The following is a 25891-nucleotide window of genomic DNA, read 5'->3' on the forward strand; positions in this document are numbered from 1 at the left end:
CGCTAGGCCGCGTCGTGTCGCAGCCGGAACCAGTAGAAGCCGTGCCCGGCCAGCGTGAGCAGGTACGGCAGGTCGCCGACCGCCGGGAAGCGCACCCCGCCGAACAGCTCCACCGGATACCGCCCGTTGAACCGGCTCAGATCCAGCTCGGTGGGCTGTGCGAAGCGCGAGAAGTTGTGCACGCACAGCACCAGATCGTCCCCTCCTTCCCCGGTCAGGGGGGCCTCGCGCAGGAAGGCGAGGACGGCCGGGTTGGAGGACGGCAGTTCGGTGTATGTCCCGAGGCCGAAGGCGGGGTTCTGCTTCCGGATCTCGATCATCCGCCGCGTCCAGTGCAGCAGCGACGAGGGCGACGACATCGACGCCTCGACGTTGGTGACCTGGTAGCCGTATACGGGATCCATGATGGTCGGCAGGGACAGCCGTCCGGGGTCACAGGACGAAAAACCCGCGTTGCGATCCGGTGTCCACTGCATCGGCGTGCGGACGGCGTCGCGGTCGCCGAGCCAGATGTTGTCGCCCATGCCGATCTCGTCGCCGTAGTAGAGGATCGGCGAGCCGGGCAGTGACAGGAGCAGGGCGGTGAACAGCTCGATCTGGTTGCGGTCGTTGTCGAGGAGCGGGGCGAGGCGGCGGCGGATGCCGATGTTGGCGCGCATACGCGGGTCTTTCGCGTATTCCGCGTACATGTAGTCGCGTTCTTCGTCGGTGACCATTTCGAGGGTCAGCTCGTCGTGGTTGCGAAGAAAGATGCCCCATTGGCAATTGGCGGGAATCGCCGGGGTCTTGGCGAGGATTTCCGATACCGGGTAGCGGGATTCCCGGCGTACGGCCATGAAGATGCGGGGCATGACGGGGAAGTGGAACGCCATGTGGCATTCGTCGCCGCCGGAGGCGTAGTCGCCGAAGTAGTCGACGACGTCCTCGGGCCACTGGTTGGCCTCGGCGAGGATCACCGTGTCCGGGTAGTGGGCGTCGATCTCCTTGCGGACCCGCTTCAGGAACTCGTGCGCCGCAGGAAGGTTCTCGCAGTTCGTGCCCTCGGCCGCGTACAGGTAGGGCACGGCGTCGAGGCGGAAGCCGTCGATGCCCAGGTCCAGCCAGAACCGCAGCGCGGAGATCATCTCCTCCTGCACGGCCGGGTTCTCGTAGTTGAGGTCCGGTTGGTGGGAGAAGAAGCGGTGGAAGAAGTACTGCTTGCGGACGGGGTCGAAGGTCCAGTTGGAGACTTCGGTGTCGACGAAGATGATGCGGGCGTCGGCGTACTGTTTGTCGTCGTCGGCCCACATGTAGTAGTCGCCGTAGGGTCCGTCGGGGTCTTTCCTCGATTCCTGGAACCACGGGTGCTGGTCGCTGGTGTGGTTCATGACGAAGTCGATGATGACGCGCATGCCGCGTTGGTGGGCGGCGTCGACGAATTCCACGAAGTCGGCGAGGTCGCCGAATTCGGGGAGGACCGCGGTGTAGTCGGATACGTCGTATCCGCCGTCGCGGAGCGGTGATTTGAAGAAGGGCGGGAGCCAGAGGCAGTCGACTCCGAGCCATTGCAGGTAGTCGAGTTTGGCGGTGATTCCCTTGAGGTCGCCGACGCCGTCGCCGTTGCTGTCCTGGAAGGAGCGGACGAGGACCTCGTAGAAGACGGCTCGTTTGAACCATTCCGGGTCGCGGTCCTTGGCGGGGGTGTCCTCGAAGGTGTCCGGAACGGGCTCGTTGACGATCATGGTGTGGGTGACCCTCCGATCTGCGGGGTGGACGGTCGCAGGACGGTGAGTACGTGCGCGGGCCTGGTGCCCGGTTCGAGGCGCACGTAGTTGGCCCTGCCCCAGTGGTAGGTGTCGCCGGTGAGCTCGTCGCGCACCGGCACCGACTCGTGCCAGTCCAGGCCGAGTTGCGGCATGTCCAACGACACCGTCGCCTCCTGGGTGTGGTGGGGGTCGAGGTTGGCCACCACCACAACCGTGTTCGAACCGCTCCTGTCCGAGCTCCTCTTGGAGTAGGCGATCACCGCGTCCTTGTCGGTGGGATGGAAGTGCAGATCGCGGAGTTGGTGCAGCGCCGGGTTCGCCCGCCGGATCTCGTTGAGCCGGGTGATCAGCGGGGCGAGACTGCGGCCATCGCGCTCGGCCGCCGCCCAGTCACGGGGTTTGAGCTGGTACTTCTCCGAGTCGAGGTACTCCTCGCCGCCTTCCTTCTGCGGGGTGTTCTCGCAGAGTTCGTAGCCGCTGTAGACGCCCCAGGTGGGGGAGAGGGTGGCGGCGAGGACGGCGCGGATCTCGAAGGCGGGCCGGCCGCCGTGCTGGAGGTAGGCGTGCAGGATGTCCGGGGTGTTGGCGAACAGGTTGGGCCGCATGTAGGAGGCGGCGTCCCCCGAGAGTTCGGTGAGGTACTCCGTCAGTTCCTGTTTCGTGTTACGCCAGGTGAAGTAGGTGTACGACTGCTGGAACCCGATCTGGCCGAGCGTGTGCATCATCGCGGGGCGGGTGAAGGCCTCGGCCAGGAAGATCACGTCGGGGTCGGTGCGGTTGACCTCCCCGATGACCCGCTCCCAGAACACGACCGGCTTGGTGTGCGGGTTGTCCACGCGGAAGATCCGCACTCCGTACGCCATCCAGTGCCGCAGCACACGGACGGTCTCGGCGACGAGGCCGTCCAGGTCGGCGTCGAAGGCGACGGGGAAGATGTCCTGGTACTTCTTCGGCGGGTTCTCGGCGTACGCGATCGTCCCGTCGGGCCGATGGTGGAACCACTCGGGGTGTTTCTGCACCCAGGGGTGGTCGGGGGAGCATTGCAGGGCGAAGTCGAGGGCGATCTCCAGGCCGAGCTTCCGCGCCCGTTTCACGAACCAGGCGAAGTCCTCGATCGTCCCCAGGCCGGGGTGGACGGCGTCGTGACCGCCCTCCGGCGAACCGATCGCCCACGGCACGCCGACGTCGTCCGGGCCGGGGTCGAGCGTGTTGTTGCGGCCCTTGCGGAAGGTCGTGCCGATGGGGTGGATCGGCGGGAGGTAGACGACGTCGAAGCCCATCGCGGCGATGGCGGGGAGTCTGCGGGCGGCCGTGCGGAAGGTGCCGTGCGGGCGCTCGGGGGTGCCCTCGGAGCGGGGGAAGAACTCGTACCACGCGCCGTACAGGGCGCGTTCGCGCTCCACGAGCAGGGGCAGTGGCTCGGAGGCGGTGACCAGTTCGCGCAGCGGGTGGCGGTCGAGGACGGCTTCGGCCTCCGGGATCAGCGCCGCAGCCAGCCGGGAGGCGGCCGGGCGTGACTCGTCGCGCAGGGCGTCGACCGCGGCCAGCACCACGGTCCGGTCCGGCCCCTTCGGCACTCCGGCGGCCGCCCGTTCGTACAGCCGGGCACCCTCCTCCAGGACCGGTTCCGTGTCCATCCCCGCGGGGATCTTGATGCGGGCGTGCCGCCGCCAGGTGGCGACCGGGTCACCCCACGCCTCCACGGTGTAGGTCCAGCGGCCGGTCGCGTCCGGCGTGACGTCCGCGCCCCAGCGGTCGGTGCCGGGGGCGAGTTCGCGCATCGGCGTCCACGGGCCGGGGGTGCCGTCCGGATCCCGCAGTACGACGTTGGCGGCGACGGCGTCGTGCCCCTCCCGGAACACGGTCGCCGAGACCTGGAACGTCTCACCGGCGACCGCCTTGGCGGGCCGGCGCCCCTGCTGGACGAGCGGGCGGACGTCGAGGACGGGTATGCGCCCCACGGCGGTGACGGATACACCAGGGGTGGCGGTGCCGGTGCCGGTGCCGGTGTCGGCGATTCCGGCGGGGCCGATCGGACCGGCGGGGGTGGTTTCGGCGGGGCGCGCGGGGCGCGCTTCCGGTGCCTTGGGGGCTTCGGTCGCCTTGGCGCGGGGGGTTGGGGGTGCTGACGAGTGGTGCGTGGCGGGCATGACCGCTCCTGTCCGCATCAACGAGGGTGGGCGGATGGATGTGGGGTCGTGTACCGAGGGAGCCTTCCCACCCTGAACGGGTGAGCAATCCGGCACTTTGTTAACTACTCGCGCGAATGTCTCCGCACAAGACCGGCCCCGTTCACGAGGAACGGAGCCGGTTCCGCAGCCCCGTTACCCGAACGGCGGGACTTGCAGGAGTTTGTCCGGTGAACCGGTCCCCCGGCCGGACACCTTGCCGTTCACCGCCCCCGCGACCAACGCCTTTGCGACCGCCGCGGGCGTGGCTCTCGGGTGGTCGGCGAGATAGAGCGCCGCCGCGCCCGCCGCGTGCGGCGACGCCATCGACGTACCGGAGTAGGCCACCCGGCCGGTGTCGCTCGTGTACGACGCGGAAGTGATCGACACGCCCGGCGCGAACAGGTCGAGGGCCGAACCGTAGTTGGAGAAGCCCGCCCGGGCGTCCTCGCGGTCGGTCGCGCCGACCGTGATGGCCTCCCGCACGTCGGCGGGGGAGTGCAGGGCGGCAGGCTGTCCCACGTTGCCCGCGGCCACGGTGTAGGTGACGCCGGACCGGATGGAGGTGCGGACGGCGGCGTCCAGCGCCGCGTTGTACCCGCCGCCCAGGCTGAGGTTGGCGACCGCGGGCCGGTGCGCGTGCCGGGTGACCCAGTCGATGCCGGCGATGGCCTGCGCGGTGGTGCCCGCGCCGGCGTTGTCGAGCACCCGAACGGCGACCACCTTCGCCTTCTTGGCGACGCCGAGGTTCGTGCCCGCGACGGTGCCGGCGACGTGCGTGCCGTGTCCGTTGCCGTCGGCGGCGACCCGGTCACCGCCGACGAAGTCCCAGCCGTAACTCGCCCGGCCGCCGAAGTCGTCGTGCGTGATCCGGATGCCGGTGTCGATCACGTACACCGTGACGCCCGCGCCCGCCGACCTAGGCCACCGGTAACCGCCGTCCAGCGGCCGGCCCGGCTGGTCGACGCGGTCCAGCCCCCAGGGCGGCGGGTTCCTCCCGGCGGTGCCGACGCCGCCGGTGGCGTCCACCGTCACGCGGCTGTCCTGGACGACGGACGCCACGTGCGGGTCGGCCGCGAGCCGCCGCGCCTGTCTCTCGTCGGCGGCGACGGCGAACCCGTTGAGGGCCGTGCCGTAGGTGTGGCTGATCCGCGCCCCGTACGTCCCGACGAGGCGTCGCCCGGCCGGCGACGACGCGGGTGTGTCCCCCTTCAGCGTCACGAGGTAGCTTCCGCCGACGGTGCCGGGCAGACCGGCACCGAGTATCTTCCCCTCCGGTACGGCGTGCGCGGGCAGGGTGACGGCCGCCAGCACCACGGCCGCCAGCACCACGGTCGTGGCGACCGCGGCCGTGGTGACCGCGGTCAGGCCCCCTGCCCGGCGCAGACGCCGCGAGCGCGTCCGTGCCATGGTCCGTGCCATGGTTCGAGTCCCCCTCCTCTTCCCCTCCTCGACCCAACTCCTCGACTCGGCGCACCCCGGCTTCCCCGGGCACGCCACTGGGCAGCCTCTCGCGGGGGGGCGAAGCACCACAAGACGGCCTACGGGGGTGAAACGGGGTTCGTGGCCTGTTGCCGTGGGTTCTGAGCGGCGCCGGTCCGGGCACGTCAGCCCGTCCGGCGACTGAGGGCGAGGCCGTTCAGGCCGAAAAGCGGGGGTACGGGGGCGGCCAGCCCCCACCAAGGCCGACGTCGACGCCGGTACCGTCTTGAAAGACGTGGACGCACACCGCCGTGCGTCTCTCTCCTCTCCTTACGCACGACGAGGTGGAATGTGAAGGCGATCCGTCGATTCACCGTCCGACCCCTCCTCCCCGAACCCCTCCGCCCCCTCAGCGACCTGGCCCGCAACCTCCGCTGGTCCTGGCACGCGGAAACCCGCGACCTCTTCCGGTCCGTCGACCCCGAGCGCTGGGCCGTCTCGGACGGCGACCCGGTCAGACTCCTCGGCGGCGTGCGCCCGGCACGCCTCGCAGAACTCGCCGAGGACCGCCGCTTCCGGCGCCGGCTGACCGCCGCCGCCGACGACCTGCACGACTACCTGACCGGCGACCGCTGGTACCAGACGCAGCCCGCCACCGCCGGACTCCCCGCCGCCGTCGCCTACTTCTCACCCGAGTTCGGCGTCACGGCCGCCCTGCCCCAGTACTCCGGCGGCCTCGGCATCCTCGCCGGCGACCACCTGAAAGCAGCCAGCGACCTGGGCGTACCGCTGATCGGCGTGGGGCTGCTCTACCGGCACGGCTACTTCCGCCAGTCGCTCTCCCGGGACGGCTGGCAGCAGGAGCACTACCCCGTCCTCGACCCCAACGAGCTGCCGGTGACCCTGCTGAGGGAGGACGACGGCACCCCCGCGCAGATCTCCCTCGCCCTCCCGGCCGGCAAACAGCTCCACGCCCGCGTCTGGCTGGCCCGGGTCGGCCGCGTCCCGCTCCTCATGCTCGACTCGGACGTCGAGGAGAACGACCTCGGCGAACGCGGTGTCACCGACCGGCTCTACGGCGGCGGCAGCGAGCACCGGCTGCTCCAGGAGATGCTGCTCGGCATAGGAGGTGTCCGGGCGGTACGCGCGTACTGCCGGCTGACCCGCCACCCGGCGCCCGAGGTGTTCCACACCAACGAGGGCCACGCGGGCTTCCTCGGCCTGGAGCGGATCGCCGAACTCGCCGACACGGGGCTGGACTTCGACCCCGCGCTGGAAGCCGTCCGGGCCGGGACGGTCTTCACCACCCACACCCCCGTCCCGGCCGGCATCGACCGCTTCGACCGCGACCTGGTCGCCCGTCACTTCGGACCCCAGGCCGAGCTTCCGCGCATGGACGTCGACCGCATCCTGCGCCTCGGCATGGAGACGTACCCGGGCGGCGAGCCGAACCTCTTCAACATGGCCGTGATGGGCCTGCGGCTGGCGCAGCGCGCGAACGGCGTGTCCCTGCTGCACGGCCAGGTCAGCAGGGAGATGTTCGCCGGCCTGTGGCCCGGCTTCGACCCCGCCGAGGTGCCCATCACCTCCGTCACCAACGGCGTGCACGCCCCGACCTGGGTCGCCCCGGAGGTGCTGCGCCTCGGCGCCCGCCAGATCGGCGCCGAGCGCGCCGAGGACGCCCTGAGCGTCGGCGGCTCCGACCGCTGGGACTCCGTCGCCGAGATTCCCGACCAGGAAGTCTGGGAGCTGCGCCGCGATCTGCGCGAGCAACTGGTGGTGGAGGTGCGGCGGCGACTGCGCGCGTCCTGGCGTCAACGGGGCGCGGGTACAGCGGAGTTGGGCTGGATCGACGGCGTTCTGGACCCGGACGTCCTCACCATCGGCTTCGCGCGCCGCGTCCCGTCGTACAAGCGGCTGACGCTGATGCTGCGGGACCGCGACCGGCTGACGGACCTGCTGCTGCACCCGGACCACCCGATCCAGATCGTCGTCGCGGGCAAGGCGCATCCGGCGGACGACGGCGGCAAGCGCCTGGTCCAGGAGCTGGTCCGGTTCACGGACGACCCACGGGTGCGCCACCGCATCGTCTTCCTCCCCGACTACGGCATGGCGATGGCGCAGAAGCTGTATCCCGGCTGCGACATCTGGCTGAACAATCCGCTGCGTCCGCTGGAGGCGTGCGGCACGTCGGGCATGAAGGCGGCCCTGAACGGCTGCCTCAACCTGTCCGTCCTGGACGGCTGGTGGGACGAATGGTTCCAGCCCGACTTCGGCTGGGCGATCCCCACCGCGGACGGCGCCGGCACCGACCCCGACCACCGCGACGACATCGAGGCGTCCGCCCTCTACGACCTCCTCGAACAGCGCATCACCCCCCGCTTCTACGAGCGCGGGCGCGCCGGACTGCCCGACCGCTGGATCGAGATGGTCCGCCAGACCCTCACCCTGCTCGGCCCGAAGGTGCTGGCGGGGCGCATGGTCCGCGAGTACGTCGAACGCCTCTACACCCCGGCCGCCCACGCGCACCGGACGATGGCCCCCGACACCGCGCGCGAACTCGCCGCCTGGAAGCAGCGGGTGCGCTCGGCATGGCACGCGGTGACCGTGGACCACGTCGAGACGTCGGTGGCCACCACCACCGCCGAACTCGGCACCACGCTCGCACTGCGGGTCCGCGTCGGCCTCGGCGACCTCGCCCCCGACGACGTCGAGGTCCAGGCAGTCTCGGGCCGGGTCGACGAGGAGGACCGCATCACGGACGCGGCGAAGGTCCCGCTGAAACCGGCCGGCGGCCCCGACCTGGAGGGCAGGTGGCTGTACGAGGGCCCCCTGTCCCTGGACCGCACGGGCCCCTTCGGCTACACGGTCCGCATCCTCCCCACACACCGACTCCTCGCGTCCGGCGCGGAGTTGGGCCTCGTCACGGTGCCCACGGAGGAGGCGGTCGCGGTGGCGGAGGGGAGCGAGGGCGCGGGGGTGCTGCTGCGGTAGCAGTCACCGCTCGAAACGCGGCCCCACACTTGCCCGGCGGGTGTGGGGCCGTTCGCTGTTTCGGGCCCGGTTATGGGGGCCGCCTTGGAGTCGCGGTCTCGTCGCTGCTGGGCCGCTTCCACGGTCTTCGTGCTGTTGCTACTACTCACTCGGGGTTGTCTATCCGGTAGTGGGCGGCGGGTGTTTGGGCCCCGCCCATCCGCGACGGGGGTACGACGGACGGGCGGGGAGTCATGAGGCGGAGCGTGCGTCGTACCGCCGCGTGTATGCGCTGATGTACTGCCTTGACCACTCGCAGCAGCCAGCGCAGGCGAAGCCTGGGGTGGTGACCCGTTCACGGAGGGCCTATGAAGGTCACAGGATGATCCGACGTCCGACAGAGCCGGCAGAGGCCGACCGGCCACCTCTTGGCCGTCATCCCTCTTTGACTCCGTGGACCTGCTGATACGTCCCGAGCAGCGTGCTCGTGAAAATGGCCGTGTCGCGGAGGTAGTTGTACGCGTCGTGGGCTTGAGTCCGTGAAGTCGGCCGGTTGCTTGCCACGAGGTGGCGTTCCACCGCGCGCAGAAGTCGCAAGGTTCCCCGGTTCTCGTCCTCGTCGAGGCGCTGCCCCACGAGAAGGTTCAAGTGCCCGATCAGCTCGGCGGTTCTGGCGTCGATGTCCTTGCGCGTCGATGTGCTGAGGGACATGCCCCAGGCCACGTCGACGGTCTCCGTGATCGTCTCGACATCGATGGGCAGGCTGTCGGCTTCAGCTCCCGCATTCACGTGCTCGTCTGTCACGCTCGCCACCACGCTTCTCCCCTCGATGCCACTGTGTGGGTTGTGTCGGAGGACGAACGTAGAGCGGCCTGACTCCAACCTCAAAGCAGATTGCGCGAGATTGCAGTAGCTGGATTGACGGGCTAGAACCCCTGCTCGATGCTGGAAGTGCCGCACAAACCGGCGCAAGGCAGCGGACAGGAGAACAGCCATGAAGCTACGGTTCCTTGGTAAGAACTCCCAAGGGGGAGAGTGCCCGACCCTCTACGCCACCGATCGGGACACCTACCTCGTGCAAGGCTGGAAGATCTTCGCGAATGACCTGCTGATGCAGCTCACCATCCGCGAGGGCGAGACAGCCGTCGAGGTACCCACCGAGCTGTTCGAGTACCTGGAGAAGGACGGGCTTCCCTCCGGAGAGTTCAAGCGCCTTGAGGACCCTCTTATGGTCCTCACTCCTGGAGGCACGTACGTTGTGCAGGGCCAGGAGGTGACCGACACCGAGGCCCTGGCACAGATGCAGATCCCGGACTACGAAACCGTGGTCGAGGTCCCCAAGGCCGCGATCACCGCGCTACTGGAGGAACCGCGTGGAGCTGATCTCCAGCACCGAGCGCAACCAGCTCTTTGACGGCTGTGTGCACGGTGCCTTCCACTTGGAGCTGAGGGACGACTACTCAGTCCCGGTAGAGGATGGCCCCTATGCGAGCTGGCTCCGTGGCGAGCCTCTGGACCACTCGTACATGGAGCCGTGGACGCAGCTCGTAGAGCACGTCACTGGCGCAGGTAAGACCATGCGCCGGGTGCGCGTCGTCACCGAACCGCACACTCCGTACATCCAGTGGGAGTACGTCACAGCCCACGTCAACGAAGAGGCCGGCGAGTCCGTCAGGTGGTATCCGCGGCACCAGCTGCCCGAGGGCCTGACCTTCCCGGTGGACGGACATGACTGGTGGCTGTTCGATGACTCGATCATCGCTGTGGGGCACTTCGACGACTCAGGCCGGTTCCTCGGGAACGAGTTGATCGACACGCCCGCCATCGTCGCCGAGTGTGTTCGGGTGCGGGATCTACTCTGGGCCTCCGCCGTTCCCCATCCCGAGTACAAGCCCTGATCTCTCCGTGAACAACCAAGCACAAGAGACGCGAGAGGCGCTGGGGGCCCGGCTGCGTGGATTCCGCAAGGACGCGGGATTCAGTAGTGGCCGGGCCTTCGCCGCTGCGACTGGTTGGCAGGAATCCAAGGTCTCTCGCATCGAGAACGGCAAGCAGAACGCTTCCGAAGAGGACATCCGTGTCTGGTGCGAGTTGACCGGGCACGAAGCCGAAGTCCGAGACCTCATCGCGACGGTCCGCCACATTGATGAGCTGTGGTTGGAGTGGCGACGGCTGCTCCAGGCCGGGGCTGAAGGACGCCAGAAGCAGTCCCTACCGCTCTATGGGAAGACCAAGGTCTTCCGCATCTGGGAACCCAACGTCGTCTGGGGCACGCTTCAGACTGCCGAGTACGCCAAGGCCGTCTTCGATGAGGTGTCACGCCTGTACGACACCCCAGGAGACACGGAAGCCGCCGTGGCGAAGCGACTCGAACGACAGAAGTACCTGTACCAGGGTGATCGGATCTTCAACGTCCTCCTGGGCGAGCAGGCCCTCTACTCGAACCATGGGGGCTCCGAGGTCATGAGAGCCCAGCTCGACCGGCTGTTGGCCGTTCTGGCGCTACCGCGACTGAGCCTGGGCATCGTCCCTCGGTCTGCGCCGCTCAACACGTGGATCGGGCACGGCTTCGTGATGTTTGACGACAAGCGCGTCATGTTGGAGACGTTCTCCGCAGAAATGGTCGTGACTCAGCCACGGGAAATCGACATCTACATCAGGGTCTTCGAGTTCCACAGGCGGTCCGCGGTGTACGGGCAGACCGCCAGGGATCTCGTACTAGCTGCGATCCAGCACTTTGACCGCGTGGCAACCGACTAGGAGGGGTCAACTTGACATCCCAGCCCAACTGGCGCACGAGCACCTACACGAAGTCTGACAGTTGCGTAGAGGTGGCCGACAACGATGCCCAGAAAGTGATGGTCAGGGACACGAAGGACCGAGGGAGGGGTGTCCTGAGCGTCCCGCCGGCACCCTGGGCCGGCTTCGTGGAGTACGCGAAGTCTCTTATCGGGTAAGGACGCTCTACCTGAACTTGGGATGGGCCCCTCTCTCGGGAGGGGCCTTTCTGCTGCCTGCTGACTACCTGTCAGAGGATATATAAACCCGAACTGTTGCCAGGTGGAATGCGGCGCGAGCGCACGTACGACGGCCTCGGCCGCCTGCCCGGGGAGACGGGCAGCGGAGCGGAGGCTGCAATATCGACCCGCACTCTGGAATACGACCGTGCCGACCGCCCGACGGCCGCGGTGCCGCATCGTGAACGAGTGGGGTCAAGACGTCGGACGCCCCTTCAGGCCAATTATCAGCGCTCGCAAGCGGGCCGGGGTCGTCGTGAGGATGGCGTCCGGCTCGTCGCTTTCGCGGAGGTGGAGGGTGCCGGTGGGGGAGGCGGCGATGTTGACGCAGTTGGCGGCCTCGGCGCTGTACGTGGACTTCTGCCAGGTGAGGTCGGGCATGGCGGGGCTCCTCAGAGGTCGCTGGAGATGCGGTGGATGAGGTCTCGGGACTTGGGTTCGGGGAGTGCGCGGGATTCCATGCGGTCCAGTACGGAGCGATAGCGGTCCAACTGGGCTTCTGCGTCGAGGAACTCGCAGCCGTGGTCGGTGTCCAGGACCACGGTGTCGAGCTGCGGCACGGGTCCCTCGGCAACGGTGATGGGTTGGCCCGAGGCGGGGAAGCCGGTCTGGCCGAAGGGGATCACCAGGACGGCGATCGTGGGTTGTTCGCTCAACTCCAAGAGGTGGTCGAGCTGGGCGCGGGCGATGTCCGGGCCGCCGAAGCCCATACGCAGGGCTGCCTCGTGAACGATGGCCGTGTAGGGGGTCGTGGTGCCCTCGAAAAGTACGGCCTGGCGCTTCACCCGGTACGAGACGCGGTGCTCGATTTCGTACGGGCGCAAGGGCGGGACCGCCTCGCGCATCGTGGCGCGGGCGTGTTCGGACGTCTGTAGAAGTCCTGGCATGTGAACCGTCACGGCCACTCTCAACGCCGTGGCGTGGTGCTCCAGTTCCGAGAGGTCGAGCAGGCCGGACGGCAGGTTGTCCCGGTACTCCTCCCACCAGCCCCGCTTGCGGCCGCCCGTCATCGCGGCCAGGGCGTCGATGTAGGCCTCGTCGGCACAGGTGTAGTTGCGCGCGAGCGTACGGACACGCTCGGCGCTCACGGCGTAGCGCCCCGCTTCGATGTTGCTGATCCGGGCCTGCGGCCCTCCGAGGAGTGCGGCAGCCGCGGTCGAGGTGAGTCCGGCGCGTTCACGGAGCTTGCGCAGCTCGGCTCCGAGGCGCTGTTGGCGCAGGGTCGCGGTGGGGGCGGGTGGCATGGCGGTTGGCTTCTCTTTTCGGCAGGGGCCTTCAGCGTCACCTACACGGGTGATGATTGGCAGATCTTCGCAGATTTAATGGAAGAACTTCTAGTGTGACGCTACGTTGTACAGCGCAGCCGCTCAACACCCCGCACCCATAAGCCGGAAGCGCACCGACCAGGCAATGCCGCCGCTCGGCGTGGCCGTGAGCGAGTTGTCCAAGTCCCGTTCCTCGCTTTCCCCCCTTCCCTTTTCTCCCGGAGGTCTTCATGGTCACCGTCACCGTAGCCCCGCCCGAGACGTGGGTGTACGCGCTCCGTCTGCCGCATGACCCGAGAGCCGCACGGGTCGCACGTATGACCGTGCGGGCGGCCCTCGCCGGGCATGGGATGCGTGAAGTGCTTGACGTCGTCGAGTTGTTGACGTCCGAGATGGTCGCCAACGTCTACCTGCACACCGAGGGGCCGGCCTCGCTCCGGCTCACCGCTCCGGGGGACGGGCGGCTCAGGGTCGGGGTCTGGGACAGCCATCCGTACATCCCCGCGCCCTTTGCCGTGCCTCCCGGGGATCGTCTCCTGCCCGGCCCGGTCGACGGCGAGAGCGGGCGGGGGCTGTACCTCGTGCAGGAGTACGCCGACTGGTGGGGCGGCTGGCCGCTCGGGCAGGGGGCCGGGAAACTGCTGTGGTTCGAGGTGGGCGGGCGAGGGAAGCCCTTGCGCGTCGCCTGAGGATTGTTCGTTCGCCTGGCTACGAGTCCTCGTCCCCGCACAACCCCCGCAACACCACCCCGCACCGTCGCGCATACGCCTGCTGCAGGCCCCGGGTCGCCGGGCCGCCCGCCCTTGCGTACCATTTCGCGGCGCGGCTGAAGGCCGAGACCGTCAGCCAGACCGTGCCGTCGCCTGTGCGGTCGACGACGAAGGACTCCTCGCCGCGTTCGGGGTGGCCGGGGAGGGTGCCGTAGGCCCAGCCTGCGCGGCGGTGTTCGTCCACCGTCCAGACCACGCGGCAGGGGGCCTTTATGAGGCCGGCCAGGGTGACCGTGACGTCGGTATCGGGGGTCGCTCGGTCTGTCGAGGCGGTTATGCCCACGCCCAGGGCGCGGTGCATCTCCCAGGTCATGACCGCTTCCGCGGCGCGGCGGAAGAGCCCGTGGCCCTCGCCGAGGCGGGTGCGGACGTGGAGGGGGTGGAAGCCGGGCGGGCAGAAGCCGGGGCGGTCGCGGGTCGCGCCGACATCGTCGTAGGTGAAGTCCTTCGGGGGCATGGGAGCCAAGAGTAGGGCGGCACCCGGGGATACCTTCGCCCCGGGTGCCGCCCCAGCTCATCTACGCGAGCGTCTACGCAAGCGTTAGCTGACGTTGACGGCCGACCATGCCGCCGCCACCGCCTTGTACTCCGTGCTGGTGGAGCCGTAGAGGGCGGAGGCCGCCGAGAGGGTGCCGGTACGCGCCGACTTGTAGTTCGTCGTCGACGTGAAGTACGTCGTCAGCGCCTTGTACCAGATCTGCAGCGCCTTGTCGCGGCCGATGCCGGTGACCGTGGAGCCGTTGGACGTCGGGGAGTTGTAGCTCACCCCGTTGATCGTCTTGGCGCCGCTGCCCTCCGAGAGGAGGTAGAAGAAGTGGTTCGCGACGCCGGACGAGTAGTGCACGTCCTTGTTGCCGACGCTGGAGGACCAGGAGTCCGCCGAGCCGCCGTCCTTGCTGGGCTTGTCCATGTAGCGCAGCGGGGTGCCGTCGCCGTTGATGTCGATCTCTTCGCCGATGAGGTAGTCACCGGGGTCGTTGGCGTTGTTCGCGTAGAACTCCACGCCGGTGCCGAAGATGTCGGAGGTGGCCTCGTTGAGGCCGCCGGACTCGCCCGAGTAGTTCAGGCCCGCGGTGTTCGAGGTGACGCCGTGGCTCATCTCGTGGCCGGCCACGTCCAGCGAGGTCAGCGGGTGGGTGTTCCCGTCGCCGTCGCCGTACGTCATGCAGAAGCAGTCGTCGTCCCAGAACGCGTTGACGTACGCGTTGCCGTAGTGGACGCGCGAGTAGGCCGCGACGCCGTTGTTCTTGATGCCGCTGCGGCCGAACGTGGACTTGTAGAAGTCCCACGTGGTCTGTGCGCCGTAGGCGGCGTCGACGGCGGCGGTCTGGTCGGCGGTGGAGCTGGAGGCCGCGCCGGTGCCCCAGGTGTCGTCCGCGTCGGTGAACAGGGTGCCCGCGGAGGAGGACGTGCCGTGCGACTTGTTGTACGTCTTGTGTCCGCCGCGCGCAGCGTCGGTCAGGTTGTACGTCGAGCCCGACTTGGTCGTGCCGAGCGTGACGGTGCCCGAGTAGAGGCTCTTGCCGGTGCCGGTCTCGATGCCCTGGTACTCGAACAGCTTCTTGCCGGTGGCCGCGTCGGTGATGACGTGCAGCTGGTTCGGGGTGCCGTCGTCCTGGAGGCCGCCGACGACCGTCTCGAAGGCGAGGACCGGGGTGCCGTTGGCGGCCCAGATCACCTTGCGGGGGGCCTGGTCGGCGGTGGTGGACGCCGAGCCGGCGGCCTTCGCGGCGGTCAGTGCCTGCTTCTCGACCTTGGCGGGGGCTACCTTCGGGGTCAGCGTGGCCACCTTGATGGTCGCCGTGTTGGCCTTGGTGACGCCCTTGGTCGCGCCCGTCGCGGACTCGTGGACGACGAGGTCGCCGCCGAGGACCGGCAGGCCCGCGTAGGTGCGCTCGTAGCGGGTGTGGACCGTCCCGTCGGCATCCTTGACGACGTCCTTGACGACCAGCTTCTCCTTGGCGCCGAGGCCTATCGTCTGGGCGGTCTCCGGGGCGTCGGCCTGCTGCTGCTGGATCAGCGTCGTGCGGGCGGCGGACGACAGCTGGACCGGGGCGCCCAGCGGGATCGTCTTGCCGGTCGACTCGGCCGGGCTCTGGGCGACTGCGCTGCCGGCGGTCAGGCCGGTGGTGATGAGGGCTCCGGCCGCGACGGCGGTGGCGATGGCGAGAGTGGTGTGCTTGTGACGCGCGTAGAGGGAGGACACACAAGCTCCTTGGATGTGGGGGGTCCGGGTGCCGTGGGGTGGCTGCCCGTGACGGGTGTGAAGTTGTGCGGCGGGTGAAGGAAGAGTGACATCAAGGCGCGTACATGTCAGGACCCCAAAGTGATGTTGGCTGAAAAGCGACTGTCCGGTGAACGTTGCAGGAATGTAAACGGACTTGACCTGGGTCAACGGCCAACAGGGCGCGGGCAAGGCGACGGTAAAAAAGCGACGCCGCCCCGGGGGAGTCGAAGCTCCGGGACGGCGTCCTGTGCCATGGCTTGGCGGGTGACTGCGGGTTGTGCGGTGACTGCGCGCGGCCCGCTCGGGACTGTGTGCGGCCCGCTCGGGACTGTGCGGGGCCGTGCGGCGCCGGCGCCTACGGGAAGGTCAGTGCCCAGCCGTTGATGTAACCGGTGTCCTGGGCCGCGTTGTCCTGGACCTTCAATTGCCAGGTTCCGTTGGCGACTTCGGAGGAGGCGTTCACCGTGTACGTGGTGTTGAGGTTGTCCGTGCTCCCGCCGGTGCCGTACGCCTTCAGCGTGTACGCCGTCCCGTCCGGCGCGATCAACTGCACCTGGAGGTCACCGATGTAGGTGTGGACGATGTCGACCGCCACCGCGAGGTTCGACGGCGCGTTGCCGGTCCGCCCGGAGACGGTGACCGACGACGTGACCGCCGCACCGTTGTCCGGAATCGATACGTCGGCGGTGTTCTCGAAAGAGGTGCCGCCCCCGCCGCCACCGCCGCCGGGACGCGCGCCGACCGCGATGGCCGCCCACGCGTTCTGCACCGCCGTGTACTCGGCGCTCGTCGTCCCGTACAGCTCACCGGCCGCCGCCAGCGTGCCGGTGCGGGCCGCCGCGTAGTTGGTGGTCGAGGTGAACTTCGTGGTCAGCGCGCGGAACCAGATCTTCTCCGCCTTGTCGCGGCCGATGCCGGTGACCGCAAGGCCGTCCGAGGTGGGCGAGTTGTAGCTGACGCCGTTGATCGTCTTGGCGCCGCTGCCCTCGGAGAGGAGGTAGAAGAAGTGGTTCGCCGGGCCCGACGAGTAGTGCACGTCGACCGACCCGATGCCCGAGTACCAACTGTCCTTCGAGGAACCGTCCCTGCTCGGCTTGTCCATGTAACGCAGCGGCGTGCCGTCGCCGTTGATGTCTATCTCCTCGCCGATGAGGTAGTCACCGACGTCCGAGGAGTTCTGGGCGTAGAACTCGACCGAGGTGCCGAAGATGTCCGAGGTCGCCTCGTTGAGGCCGCCGGACTCGCCGCTGTAGTTGAGGCCCGCGGTGTTGGCGGTGACGCCGTGCGTCATCTCGTGGCCGGCCACGTCGATGGCGGTCAGCGGGTGGGTGTTCCCGTCGCCGTCGCCGTACGTCATGCAGAAGCAGCTGTCCTGCCAGAACGCGTTGACGTAGTTGTTGCCGTAGTGGACCCGGGAGTACGCGCCGACGCCGTCGCCCTTGATGCCGGAACGGCCCTGCACGTTCTTGTAGTAGTCCCAGGTCAGGGCCGCGCCGTAGTGCGCGTCGGCGGCGGCGGTCTCGGTGTTGGACGCGGCGCCGGTGCCCCATGTGTCGTCCGCGCCGGAGTAGAGCGTGCCGGTGCCGGAGGTGCCCTTGTTGAGGTTGTACGTCTTGTGGCCGCCGCGCGTCGCGTCGGTCAGGTTGTACGTCGACCCCGACTGCGTGGTGCCCAGGGTGACCTGACCGCTGTACATCGTGTTGCCGATGCCGGTCTCGACGCCCTGGTACTCGTAGAGCTTCGCGCCCGTGGTGGCGTCCGTGATGACGTGCAGTTCGTTCGGGGTGCCGTCCTCCTGGAGACCGCCGACGACCGTCTCGTACGCCAGGACCGGCGTGCCGTTCGCCGCCCAGATCACCTTGCGCGGGGCCCGGTTGGTGTCCGCCTTCTCGGCGCCGGCGGCCGTGGCGAGGCTCAGCGCCTGCTTCTCCGCCTTGGCCGCGCTGAAGGTCGGGGAGAGCGAGGCGACCTTGATGGTGGCCCGGCTGGCCTTGGTGACGCCCTGGGTCGCGCCGGACTTGGTGGTGTCGACGACGAGGTCGCCGCCCAGCACCGGGAGGCCGCCGTAGGTGCGCTCGTAGCGGGTGTGCAGGGTGCCGTCGGCGTCCTTGACGACGTCACGGACGACGAGCGCCTCCTTGGCGCCCAGGCCCAACTCCTTGGCGGTGGCCGCCTTGCCCGCGTCCGCCGTGCGGATCAGTGCGGCGCGCTGGGCGGGGGTGAGCTTGACCGATTCTGCGCCCGGGCGGGCCTGCGACGCGCTCGTCGGGGCGGCCGTCGCGGCGCCGGACTGCACGGCGGCGGCGATGAGCGCGGAGACACCGATGAGGGCGACGGCCGCGGCACGGCGGGTCGTGGTGTGGGAGGTGGTGTGGGGGGTGCGTCTGAGAGAGGGACTGCTGCTCAACACTGACTCCTTCTGCGCGGCCACGGGTCGCGTGGCCAGGGAGACCGGACGGCGGGTGAGCCGTCCGGGCACGACAAAGGCGGTACGCAGAAACAAAGGCGGTACGTGGAGCGCGTACACGAAGCGTGTACGTGGAGCGGGTGTGGCTGTGGGGTTGCTGTGAAGTAGCAGTGGGAAGAGTGGCAGTGGATTGCGCTCCCTGTCAGGAGCGCGTCAGGAAGTTGGCCGGAAATGGTTCGTTGTCCGGGAGTTCATGTTCGATATGCGGATCAGTCGGGCGTCCCAGCCTGCCTTCAGGCCACTTGAGGCCCCTGTCCGGTCCGGTTCCGTCCGGGATGATGTGGCCATGCGACGGTGGCCCGGGGGCGGGGCGGGACAGGGAGGTCGCGGGTGGACGCGTTCGAAGCGCTGGAGGCGGGGGACCCACGGCAGGTGGGGCGGTACCGGATCGTGGCGCGGCTGGGCGCGGGCGGGATGGGCCGGGTGTACCTGGGACGTTCGCCGGGCGGGCGGGCCGTCGCGGTGAAGGTGGTGCGTCCGGAACTGGCGGACGACGGTCATTTCCGGCGCCGGTTCGCCCGGGAGGTGGCCGCCGCCCGCCGCGTGAACGGGGTGTTCACGGCGGGCGTGGTCGACGCCGACCCCGACGCGTCGCCCGCGTGGCTGGCGACGGCGTACGTGCCCGGGGTCCCGCTGGGCGACGCGGTGCAGGCGCACGGGCCGTGGTCCGAGGGGCGGGTGCTGGCGCTCGGGGCGGGGCTGGCCGAGGCGTTGGAGGCGATCCATGCGGCGGACGTGGTGCACCGCGACCTGAAACCGTCGAACATCCTGCTCGCGGCGGACGGTCCCCGGGTCATCGACTTCGGGATCTCGGTGGCCGGCGAGGCCAGCGCGCTGACCCGGACCGGCACGGTGGTGGGCACGCCGGGTTTCATGTCCCCCGAGCAGCTCACCGGCAAGCCGGTCGGGCCGGCCAGCGACGTGTTCTCCCTGGGCGCGGTACTGGCGTTCACCGCCACCGGTGCCGGACCGTTCGGCACCGGCTCGGCGCACGCCCTCAGCTACCGCGTCGTCCACGAGCAGCCCGAGCTGCGCCAACTCCCGGACTTCCTAAGGCTCTTGGTGGCCGCGTGCCTCGCCAAGGAGCCCGGCCGGCGGCCCACCGTGGCCGCGCTGCTGGAGCGGTTGGGGCGGGCGGTGGAGGGCGAGCGGGAAGCGGAGGGCGGGCGGCAAGCGGAGGGCGGGCAGGTCGCCGCGTCTGCCGAACCCGCCGCCCGGGCCGGCTGGCTCCCGGACACCGTCGCCGCGACCGTGTACTCCCGCACCACGGCCCACCGGACCCTCGCCCCTCCCACTCCCCTCCCTCTCTTGCACCCCCTTCTCCGTCCGAGGGACCGGAGCTTCCGGAGCTTCCGGAGCTTCCGGAGCCGGATCCAGGGCTTCCGGAGGCGGAGGCGGAGAGGGATGCGGCGGCGGTCAGGTCCGGCCTGTCCCGCCGGACCGTGCTGCTGGGCCTCGGCGGTCTCGGCGTCACCGCCGCGGGGGTCGGGTTCGCCGAGTGGCGGATCTACCGCAAGCGGTCCTCCACCGGTCGAGGACCGGACGCCGAACCCGGCTCGCAGCGCTGGAAGTTCGACGTCGGCGGTGTCCTGTACGCGTCCCCGAGCGTGGCCGACGGGACGGTGTACATCAGCGGCAGCCGCAGCCTGTGCGCGGTGGATACCGACACCGGTGAACAGCGCTGGCGGCGCTCCACCGTCGGTGCCGGCAGCTCGTCGCCCGTCGCGGCCGGCGACGCCGTCTACGGCCTCGGTACTGGTGAGCTCGCGTATTCAACTGTCGCCAGTTCCCCGAGGAACCCAGCCCGCTGGTGACCGTGTGTGATCTCCAGCGGCGTATCGACTCCGGGTGAGCTGCTGTTGGCTCTGAACGGTTTCTCTGGCTCCAGAGGAACGAGTCCGGTGGCCCCAGTGATCGCCACCCGGGGCCAAAGGACTCGTTCCGCCGGGGCCAGAAGAGGTGGGACCGGAATACGAGCGAAACGTGCCACGCAGCAGCGGCCAGGTAGGTCACAGTAAGACGGACACTGTGCTGAGGAGCCGATTTCCGGTCGTGGCATGATCGGCGCCATGGAGCACTTCATACGTCCCAACGGTTCACCGCCCGTCAACGGTTACAGCCACGCGGTCGCCTTTACTGGTGCGATGGTCGCCGTCTCGGGGCAGGTTCCGGTGGACGGCGACGGCAATCTGGTCGGTAAAGAGGACACTGAGGCCCAGGTTCGGCAGGTCTACGCGAATCTGACCACCGCGCTGGAGGCAGCGGGCTCCGGCCTGGAGCACGTAGTCAAACTGACGGTCTACCTGACCGATCTGGACGATCTGGGCGCGTTCCGGAAAGTGCGAGACGAATACCAGGACGCAAAACGCCCGCCCGCCTGCTCCTTGGTGAGGGTCGCTGGCCTGGTTCACCCAGACTTCCGGGTCGAGGTCGACGCATGGGCCGTGGCCCCGAGCACTGCGTAATGCTGAAGCAGCCCTGGCGGACCTCAGGAACGTCGCAAGCTCACAGATGAGTCGTCTCCGTGACCGGCGCAACGACGGAAGGCGTCCCCCCGTTCCTACCGACGGGCCAGGACATCAGCGTTTCATAGGTGTTCACCTGTGAAACACCGTCACCCGGCGGACGTGTCCAGGGCGAACCATGTTTCATGAGTTGTTGCAAACGGCTCGACAGTTTGAAACCACTCATGAAACAGTCGGGGCTCGTGAGCGACGACTTCAAGCGCGTGGAATCGCACGACTGTCCGATGTCCACCTGCGCCGCCCCCGCAGGCTCGCCGTGCCGCACCGGCAAGGGCAAGGTGGCGATCCAGTACCACACAGCCCGCTTACGCCTCGTGCCCCAACTCGCCAAGGCCCTCAACGTGCCGACCCCTGCGGTGCGCAAGCCCGGCTCCTTCTGGGCCGAGCTGCCCCGGCCGAGGCGCGCCGATGCCGAACCCGTCGGGCATGCCCGTCTGGGGTACGCCCGTGCGTCCACCGCCCGGCAGTCCCTCGACTCCCAGCTCGACTCGCTCGCCGAAGCCGGGGTTACCCGGATCTTCTCCGAGAAGATCTCCACCCGCGCCATCCAGCGCCCCGAACTGGACAAGGCCGTCGCCCTCGCCAGCGAACTGCGCGCCTCCGGGGTTCGCGTCACGCTCGTCGTGCACGAGCACAAGCGGCTCGGCCGCGGCATCGAACTGGCGGCCCTGGCTGAGGAACTGAAGGCGGGCGACGTCGGCCTGGAGTTCCTCACCGGTGAACTCCAGGGCTCGCACGACCCCTCCGGCATCGTGTTCACCGTGCTGGCCGCCCTGTCCGGCATGGAACGCGAGTACATCCGCGACCGAACTCTGGAAGGCCACGAATCCGCCCGCAAGCGCGGCAAGACCATCGGCGGAGCGGGCGTCACCGACGACCACATGCTTTCCATGGCCCTTCACCTGCGCGAGCAGGAGATGAGCCTGCGCGACATCGCCTCCCGGCTCGTCATCACCACCGGCAAGAAGAAGGGACAGCACCCCTCGCCCGCGACCGTCATGCGCATGTTGCGCGAGCACGACGAACAGACCACCGCGCCGTTGGCGTCGTAGGTAATTGGCTGCCCTCCGCCTCCGGCGAGGGGGCAAGATCGTCCCCATGACCGCTGAACGAAAATTCGCCGATGCCGAAACCCTGACCCCGGTGATGCGGGAGGTCTTCGGCACCGACCGCCGCATCGCCGCCGTCGACCGCCTGCTCAACGGCACCAAGAAGGGCGTCTACCGTGTCACGCTGGACGACGCCACGAGCACGATCGTCTATGTCTGGAACGCTGACGAGGACTACTGGGACGGGCTGCTTCCGGACGGTCACGACGACCCGTCGAACCCGTTCGCCCACGCCTCCGGCATCGAGTTCTTCGAGGGTGCCACCCGTCGGCTGGAAGCGGTAGGAGCTCGTTCACCGCGGCTGTTGCTCGCCGACCGCAGCAGGAATCTGTACCCGGCCGACATCGCCGTCGCGGAGGACGTCCGCGGCGGAACGCTGGAGGCGCTGCTGGAACACGATCCGGACGCCGGCCGGCGAACGCTCGCGCAGCTCTCAGACATGCTGCGGCGCATGCACGCCTACCGCGCGCCGGCGTTCGGGCGGGTGGCGTGGATCGATGGTGGGGGTGCGCCGCCGGACATGACCTGCGAGCAGGCCTACCTGGAGCGCACGCTGGTGAACATTGCCACCGCCGTGCCCCGTGACGTCCGCGCGGCCGAAGGCGAGGCGATGCTGGAGGAGAAGCTCCGTACCCTGCACGCCGCACTCGAACCGCGCGCAGAACTGGGCGTGGTCCACGGCGAGCTCTGCGCGGAACACACCCTCGTCGGGCCGGACGGGGAGCCTGTCATCATCGACATCGAGGGCCTGATGTACACCGATATCGAAGTGGACCACTGCTGGATGCGGATGCGCTTCGGCCCGCACTACGAGGCACTCCGCAACCCAGACCTCGACCCGCGGCGCGTCAAGTACTACCAGTACGTCATGCACCTGGACTTGGTCGGCGGCCCGCTTCGCATCGCCGAGGGCGACTTCCCGAACCGGAAGTGGATGCTCGACGTCGCAGACTTCCATCTACAGAAGGCGCTCGCCTACGAGGCATGAGCCGGCCGTAGGTCTTCGGCCGATCGCGGCTTCACACCGGCGCGGTGGGAAACAGCGCTCCGGGGGCCAGGTCCAACCTGGTGGCGATGACGTCCTTGGGCGGGGTGAGGTCCAAGTGCCAGTCGCCGAAGCGGCGTATCGTGCGCGTGATCAGCGGGCTGACGGTGGCCAGGTCGTCGGGGTCCACGACGTGGCCCTCGGCGGCGAGGGCGTTGGCGGCATCGGTAATGTCCAGCGCGGTGGAGTAGATCGCGCAGTTGGCGATCAGTTCGTTGAATTTGATGACTCGCTCCTGGTAGTCCGGGTCGTTGTGGCCGATCAGCCGTCCGCCGATCATCAGATGCGCAGCGAAGCCGTGGAACGCCTCCGTGCGGTTGGTGATCGCGGTGATCTGGTCACGCAGCTCGGGCTCGGACAGGTATCGAAGGAGCGTCACGGTCCTGACGACCCTGCCCAATTCGCGCAGCGCCTTGTAGATCCGGTTGCGCTTCGAGTGGTTGCCCAGGCGGCGCAGCAGCGTCACCGAGGACAGCTGGCCCTCCCGGATCGAGATCCCGGTGCGCAGCAGATCCTTCCAGTGGCGTTCGATGAGGGCCCAGTCGATGACGTTGTCGTCGAACAGGGAGTCGATGTGTTTGTACCGCACCTTGGCGTCCGGCCGGTAGACGTTCAGGTCGTGCCAGTTGCGTATGCGGGGAAGGAGGTCGAATCCGAGGAGCGCGGCCAGGCCGAAGACCGGCAGCGAAGCCCCTTGCGTGTCGGCGTGGATGGTGTCGGGCTGGATGCCGGAGACGTTGGACAGCAGCGAGTCCAGCAAGTACACCGCCTCCCACACCCCGCACGGGATGAAGTGGGAGAACAGCGCGATGTAGTTGTCGGACACCAGCCGGAACGCCAGAGCCCCGAACCCGCCGTATCTGACGTGGGATTCGGCCCTCAGGCTGTCTTCCCAGGTGTCGATCTGCGAGCCGTCGGTGGCTGCGGTCGACCCGTCGCCCCACATCGCGGCGACATCCAGCTTCGCGAAGGCGTTGACCACGTCCGCCGACGCTTTGTAGATCTTGTCTGGGGTGGCGTGCTTGTTCCCGGCCGTGTAGATCTCATGGGCGCTGACCCCGCGCATGTGCCGGGCGACCTCGGTCGGCCCGAGGTTCCCTCCGTAGGCGAACGCAGTCACCACGTACCGGCCCAAGGTGTCGCGGATCTTCGGATCGGAACCGGAGGCCGGGCCGAAATGCCGCGGCCAGCCCGTCAGGTGGGCAGTGCGGGCCAGGATGTCCAGCAGCGCGCGGTCGGGCAGCCTGTCCAGCACTGCGGCCTCCAGCGCGATCGCCGCCGGCCGCCGCTCGGCGCCCTTGCGCCGCGCCAGCACCGGCCGTCCGCCCTCCAGGCGCAGGTCGGTGTTGACGGGGTAGCCGGCATCGACCTCCGTGGCCGTCTTCGTCAGCAGCGCCCGGTAGTGCGCCGTCAGCGCCTTCGCGTCGGTCGGAATACCGGCCTGGGTGCAGAACTCTGCGACCTTGTCCTCGCACTCCTCCCAGCTCATCAACTGGGCGTGCAGGTTGGCGTAGGAGTCCGAGCCGACCACTGCGATGTCCCCGGACCGCAGTTCGGCGGCCAGATGGGAGAACACGCACACCTCCAGGTGTCGGCGGGCCAGCATCCCCGGACGCCGCCGGTCACGCAGCGTGCGCCTCCACAAGAGCCCTGCGAAGGCGTCGACGTCGACCGTCAGGCCCACGTCCTTGCCATCGCGCTTGACGGTGACGCTCTCCTCGATCCACTCCGCGCGTCGGTCCAGATCCCGGTTGGCCTTGACGAACTCCAGCGCGTCCAGCACCGACCGTTCCGCGGACGTCGCCTCCAGCTCGATCGCGGCCACCAGCGTGAACAGCACCGCCCGGTGCGACTTGTAGTACTGCTCGCACAGCGGCAGGTAGTTGTTGCCGTGGTGCGCGGCCACCGCCTCGTGCGACGCGCTCAGCGCCGCGATGCCTCCGCCGGCCGTCAGCGCCGCCAAGACCATCTCCCCAGTCCGCGCCGCTGCGGACCTCCCGTCTTCGGCTGCGGGTTCTGCGGGTTCAACCGCGCCGTCGACGGTGCCGCTGCCGGTCGCATCGATCGTCGCGGTGCCGGTGTCCTTCTCGGCGTCGGGCTCGTTCGCCGTGTCGGCCGGTTCGGCAGCCTCGCGCACCGCGGCCAGAACATCGCCAAACACCTCCAGCAGCCGCTCGGACTCAGCGCGGTGCTCCTCACGCAGCGCCTCCAGCCGGGCCCGGCCCTTCTTGTGGATGACTGCCATACGCTTGCAGAACATCTCGGTCACCTCGTCCCGAGCCGAGGTGCGCAGCACGTGGATGAAGCTGGCCAGCAGCGCGAACCGCTTCTCATCGCCGATCTTGACGAAGTCCGCGACGTCGGTGACCCGCGCCTCGCCAGCGAAGTGCGAGATCTTGCCCGGCAGGACCCCTTGCAACCATGCGCCGGTCGGCCCGAGCGCGTCCAGGTCGGCAAGATGCGCCAGGCGGACCTTGAACTTGCCGATCGTCGCGGCCTTCGCCGGGTCCTTCAGCCGGTCGAACCGGCTGCGCCGACTGGACGGGTCCACCACCAGCAGCTCGGCCAGCCTCGCGCGCTGCCCCGGAGTGATCCGGCCGGCGACAGTGGCGAACACGTCCCGGTTCACCTCGGCGCGGATCTTGGCCACCATCCGGTCCAGCGTGGTGTATCCGGGCAGCTCCCGACCGGATTCCAGCAACTCCTCCAACGCTACGTTGATCAGGTCAGCCGGGTTGTCCTTCGTGACCGCTGCCGCTCGGATCGCCGTATCGGCGATGCCGCGCACATCCGCCGCGTCGTACTTCACCCCCAGGCGCTCGCGCACGTAGTCGCGATACCGCGCAGCCGACCGCACCGCTTCCACCTCGACTGCCACACTGTCCGGCAGTCCCAGCGCGGTGCGCATGTGACCGGCCACCGCGTCGGGAACCTCGTCCAGGCCAGGGAAATAGCGCATCCGCTGAAAGCACTTCAGCCATATCACCAGCACGAGGAAGGTCTGGTCAGCGGTCGTCTTCCCTCGCGCCCAGCCGACCTCGTCCACCGTGGGTGTGAACGACTCGACCAGCTCCCGCGCCGTAACGGTTCCGCGGAACCTCGGGTAGGCGGTGCGGTCGATCGATGCCAACACACACCTCGAAGATCACGGGGGCCAG

20 protein-coding genes and 1 pseudogene are annotated in these 25891 nt (G+C 68.8%); 11 read left to right on the top strand and 10 right to left on the bottom strand.

Annotated elements, in window-relative coordinates; translation table 11 throughout:
* Positions 1-2: 2 nt before the first annotated feature.
* The 3 genes from treS to OG352_RS29785 form a co-directional block, all read right to left on the bottom strand.
* Complete coding sequence (treS, locus tag OG352_RS29775) at positions 3-1721, bottom strand: maltose alpha-D-glucosyltransferase (protein ID WP_329221152.1); 1719 nt, start codon at positions 1719-1721, stop codon at positions 3-5.
* Complete coding sequence (locus tag OG352_RS29780; protein WP_329221154.1) at positions 1718-3895, bottom strand: alpha-1,4-glucan--maltose-1-phosphate maltosyltransferase; 2178 nt, start codon at positions 3893-3895, stop codon at positions 1718-1720. The genes treS and OG352_RS29780 overlap by 4 nt, the downstream gene beginning before the upstream one ends.
* Before the next feature lie 174 nt (positions 3896-4069).
* Positions 4070-5323, bottom strand: coding sequence for a S8 family peptidase (locus tag OG352_RS29785; RefSeq protein WP_329224019.1), 1254 nt, complete (start codon positions 5321-5323; stop codon positions 4070-4072).
* A gap of 363 nt (positions 5324-5686) precedes the next feature.
* Between OG352_RS29785 and OG352_RS29790 the strand changes: the two genes are divergently transcribed.
* Positions 5687-8329, top strand: a complete 2643-nt coding sequence (locus OG352_RS29790) for a glycosyltransferase family 1 protein (protein ID WP_329221155.1) — start codon at positions 5687-5689, stop codon at positions 8327-8329.
* A gap of 414 nt (positions 8330-8743) precedes the next feature.
* Here OG352_RS29790 and OG352_RS29795 read toward each other — a convergent pair whose 3' ends face one another.
* A complete protein-coding gene (locus OG352_RS29795; protein ID WP_329221157.1) occupies positions 8744-9124 on the bottom strand; it encodes a hypothetical protein in 381 nt (126 codons plus the stop codon).
* A 178-nt stretch (positions 9125-9302) separates the two neighbouring features.
* Between OG352_RS29795 and OG352_RS29800 the strand changes: the two genes are divergently transcribed.
* The 4 genes from OG352_RS29800 to OG352_RS29815 are packed head-to-tail and all read left to right on the top strand — an operon-like array spanning position 9303 to position 11265.
* On the top strand, positions 9303-9722 hold the full coding sequence (locus OG352_RS29800) for a hypothetical protein (RefSeq protein WP_329221158.1): 420 nt from the start codon (positions 9303-9305) through the stop codon (positions 9720-9722).
* Positions 9682-10206, top strand: coding sequence for a DUF6879 family protein (locus OG352_RS29805; protein ID WP_329221159.1), 525 nt, complete (start codon positions 9682-9684; stop codon positions 10204-10206). The genes OG352_RS29800 and OG352_RS29805 overlap by 41 nt, the downstream gene beginning before the upstream one ends.
* A gap of 7 nt (positions 10207-10213) precedes the next feature.
* Positions 10214-11068, top strand: a complete 855-nt coding sequence (locus OG352_RS29810) for a helix-turn-helix domain-containing protein (RefSeq protein ID WP_329221160.1) — start codon at positions 10214-10216, stop codon at positions 11066-11068.
* An 11-nt stretch (positions 11069-11079) separates the two neighbouring features.
* Complete coding sequence (locus tag OG352_RS29815; RefSeq protein WP_329221161.1) at positions 11080-11265, top strand: DUF397 domain-containing protein; 186 nt, start codon at positions 11080-11082, stop codon at positions 11263-11265.
* A 255-nt stretch (positions 11266-11520) separates the two neighbouring features.
* Here OG352_RS29815 and OG352_RS29820 read toward each other — a convergent pair whose 3' ends face one another.
* Together OG352_RS29820 and OG352_RS29825 are read right to left on the bottom strand one after the other, a co-directional pair.
* Positions 11521-11706, bottom strand: coding sequence for a DUF397 domain-containing protein (locus OG352_RS29820; protein ID WP_329221163.1), 186 nt, complete (start codon positions 11704-11706; stop codon positions 11521-11523).
* Between the two features lie 11 nt (positions 11707-11717).
* Positions 11718-12569, bottom strand: a complete 852-nt coding sequence (locus OG352_RS29825; protein ID WP_329221164.1) for a helix-turn-helix domain-containing protein — start codon at positions 12567-12569, stop codon at positions 11718-11720.
* 251 nt (positions 12570-12820) lie between these two features.
* Between OG352_RS29825 and OG352_RS29830 the strand changes: the two genes are divergently transcribed.
* Positions 12821-13279, top strand: a complete 459-nt coding sequence (locus tag OG352_RS29830; RefSeq protein WP_329221166.1) for an ATP-binding protein — start codon at positions 12821-12823, stop codon at positions 13277-13279.
* Between the two features lie 19 nt (positions 13280-13298).
* Here OG352_RS29830 and OG352_RS29835 read toward each other — a convergent pair whose 3' ends face one another.
* From OG352_RS29835 to OG352_RS29845, 3 genes are all read right to left on the bottom strand, one after another.
* Positions 13299-13817 carry a DUF1990 domain-containing protein gene (locus OG352_RS29835; RefSeq protein ID WP_329221167.1) on the bottom strand — a complete coding sequence of 173 codons (519 nt, stop codon included), beginning with the start codon at positions 13815-13817 and terminating at the stop codon, positions 13299-13301.
* Positions 13818-13901: 84 nt separating this feature from the next.
* Complete coding sequence (locus OG352_RS29840) at positions 13902-15566, bottom strand: M4 family metallopeptidase (RefSeq protein WP_329221168.1); 1665 nt, start codon at positions 15564-15566, stop codon at positions 13902-13904.
* Positions 15567-15942: 376 nt separating this feature from the next.
* Positions 15943-17994 (bottom strand): M4 family metallopeptidase, encoded by a 2052-nt coding sequence (locus OG352_RS29845; protein ID WP_329221170.1) that lies wholly within the window; start codon positions 17992-17994, stop codon positions 15943-15945.
* A 474-nt stretch (positions 17995-18468) separates the two neighbouring features.
* On the opposite strand from OG352_RS29845, the pseudogene OG352_RS29850 reads away from it, so the two are divergent.
* From OG352_RS29850 to OG352_RS29870, 5 genes and pseudogenes are all read left to right on the top strand, one after another.
* Positions 18469-19122: pseudogene (locus OG352_RS29850) on the top strand (serine/threonine-protein kinase); the annotation flags it as partial.
* Positions 19123-19496: 374 nt separating this feature from the next.
* Positions 19497-19868, top strand: a complete 372-nt coding sequence (locus tag OG352_RS29855; protein ID WP_329221172.1) for an outer membrane protein assembly factor BamB family protein — start codon at positions 19497-19499, stop codon at positions 19866-19868.
* A gap of 255 nt (positions 19869-20123) precedes the next feature.
* Entirely contained in the window at positions 20124-20519 is a 396-nt protein-coding gene (locus OG352_RS29860; RefSeq protein ID WP_329221174.1) for a RidA family protein, read from the top strand.
* A gap of 242 nt (positions 20520-20761) precedes the next feature.
* Complete coding sequence (locus OG352_RS29865) at positions 20762-21631, top strand: recombinase family protein (protein WP_329221175.1); 870 nt, start codon at positions 20762-20764, stop codon at positions 21629-21631.
* Between the two features lie 46 nt (positions 21632-21677).
* The gene (locus OG352_RS29870) at positions 21678-22676 is read left to right on the top strand and encodes a phosphotransferase (RefSeq protein WP_266636397.1); all 999 of its coding nucleotides are present in this window, start codon (positions 21678-21680) and stop codon (positions 22674-22676) included.
* Positions 22677-22707: 31 nt separating this feature from the next.
* On the opposite strand, the gene OG352_RS29875 is transcribed toward OG352_RS29870, so the two are convergent.
* A complete protein-coding gene (locus OG352_RS29875; RefSeq protein ID WP_329221178.1) occupies positions 22708-25863 on the bottom strand; it encodes a Tn3 family transposase in 3156 nt (1051 codons plus the stop codon).
* Positions 25864-25891: the final 28 nt, after the last annotated feature.

Source organism: Streptomyces sp. NBC_01485 (assembly GCF_036227125.1).
GTDB lineage: Bacteria > Actinomycetota > Actinomycetes > Streptomycetales > Streptomycetaceae > Streptomyces.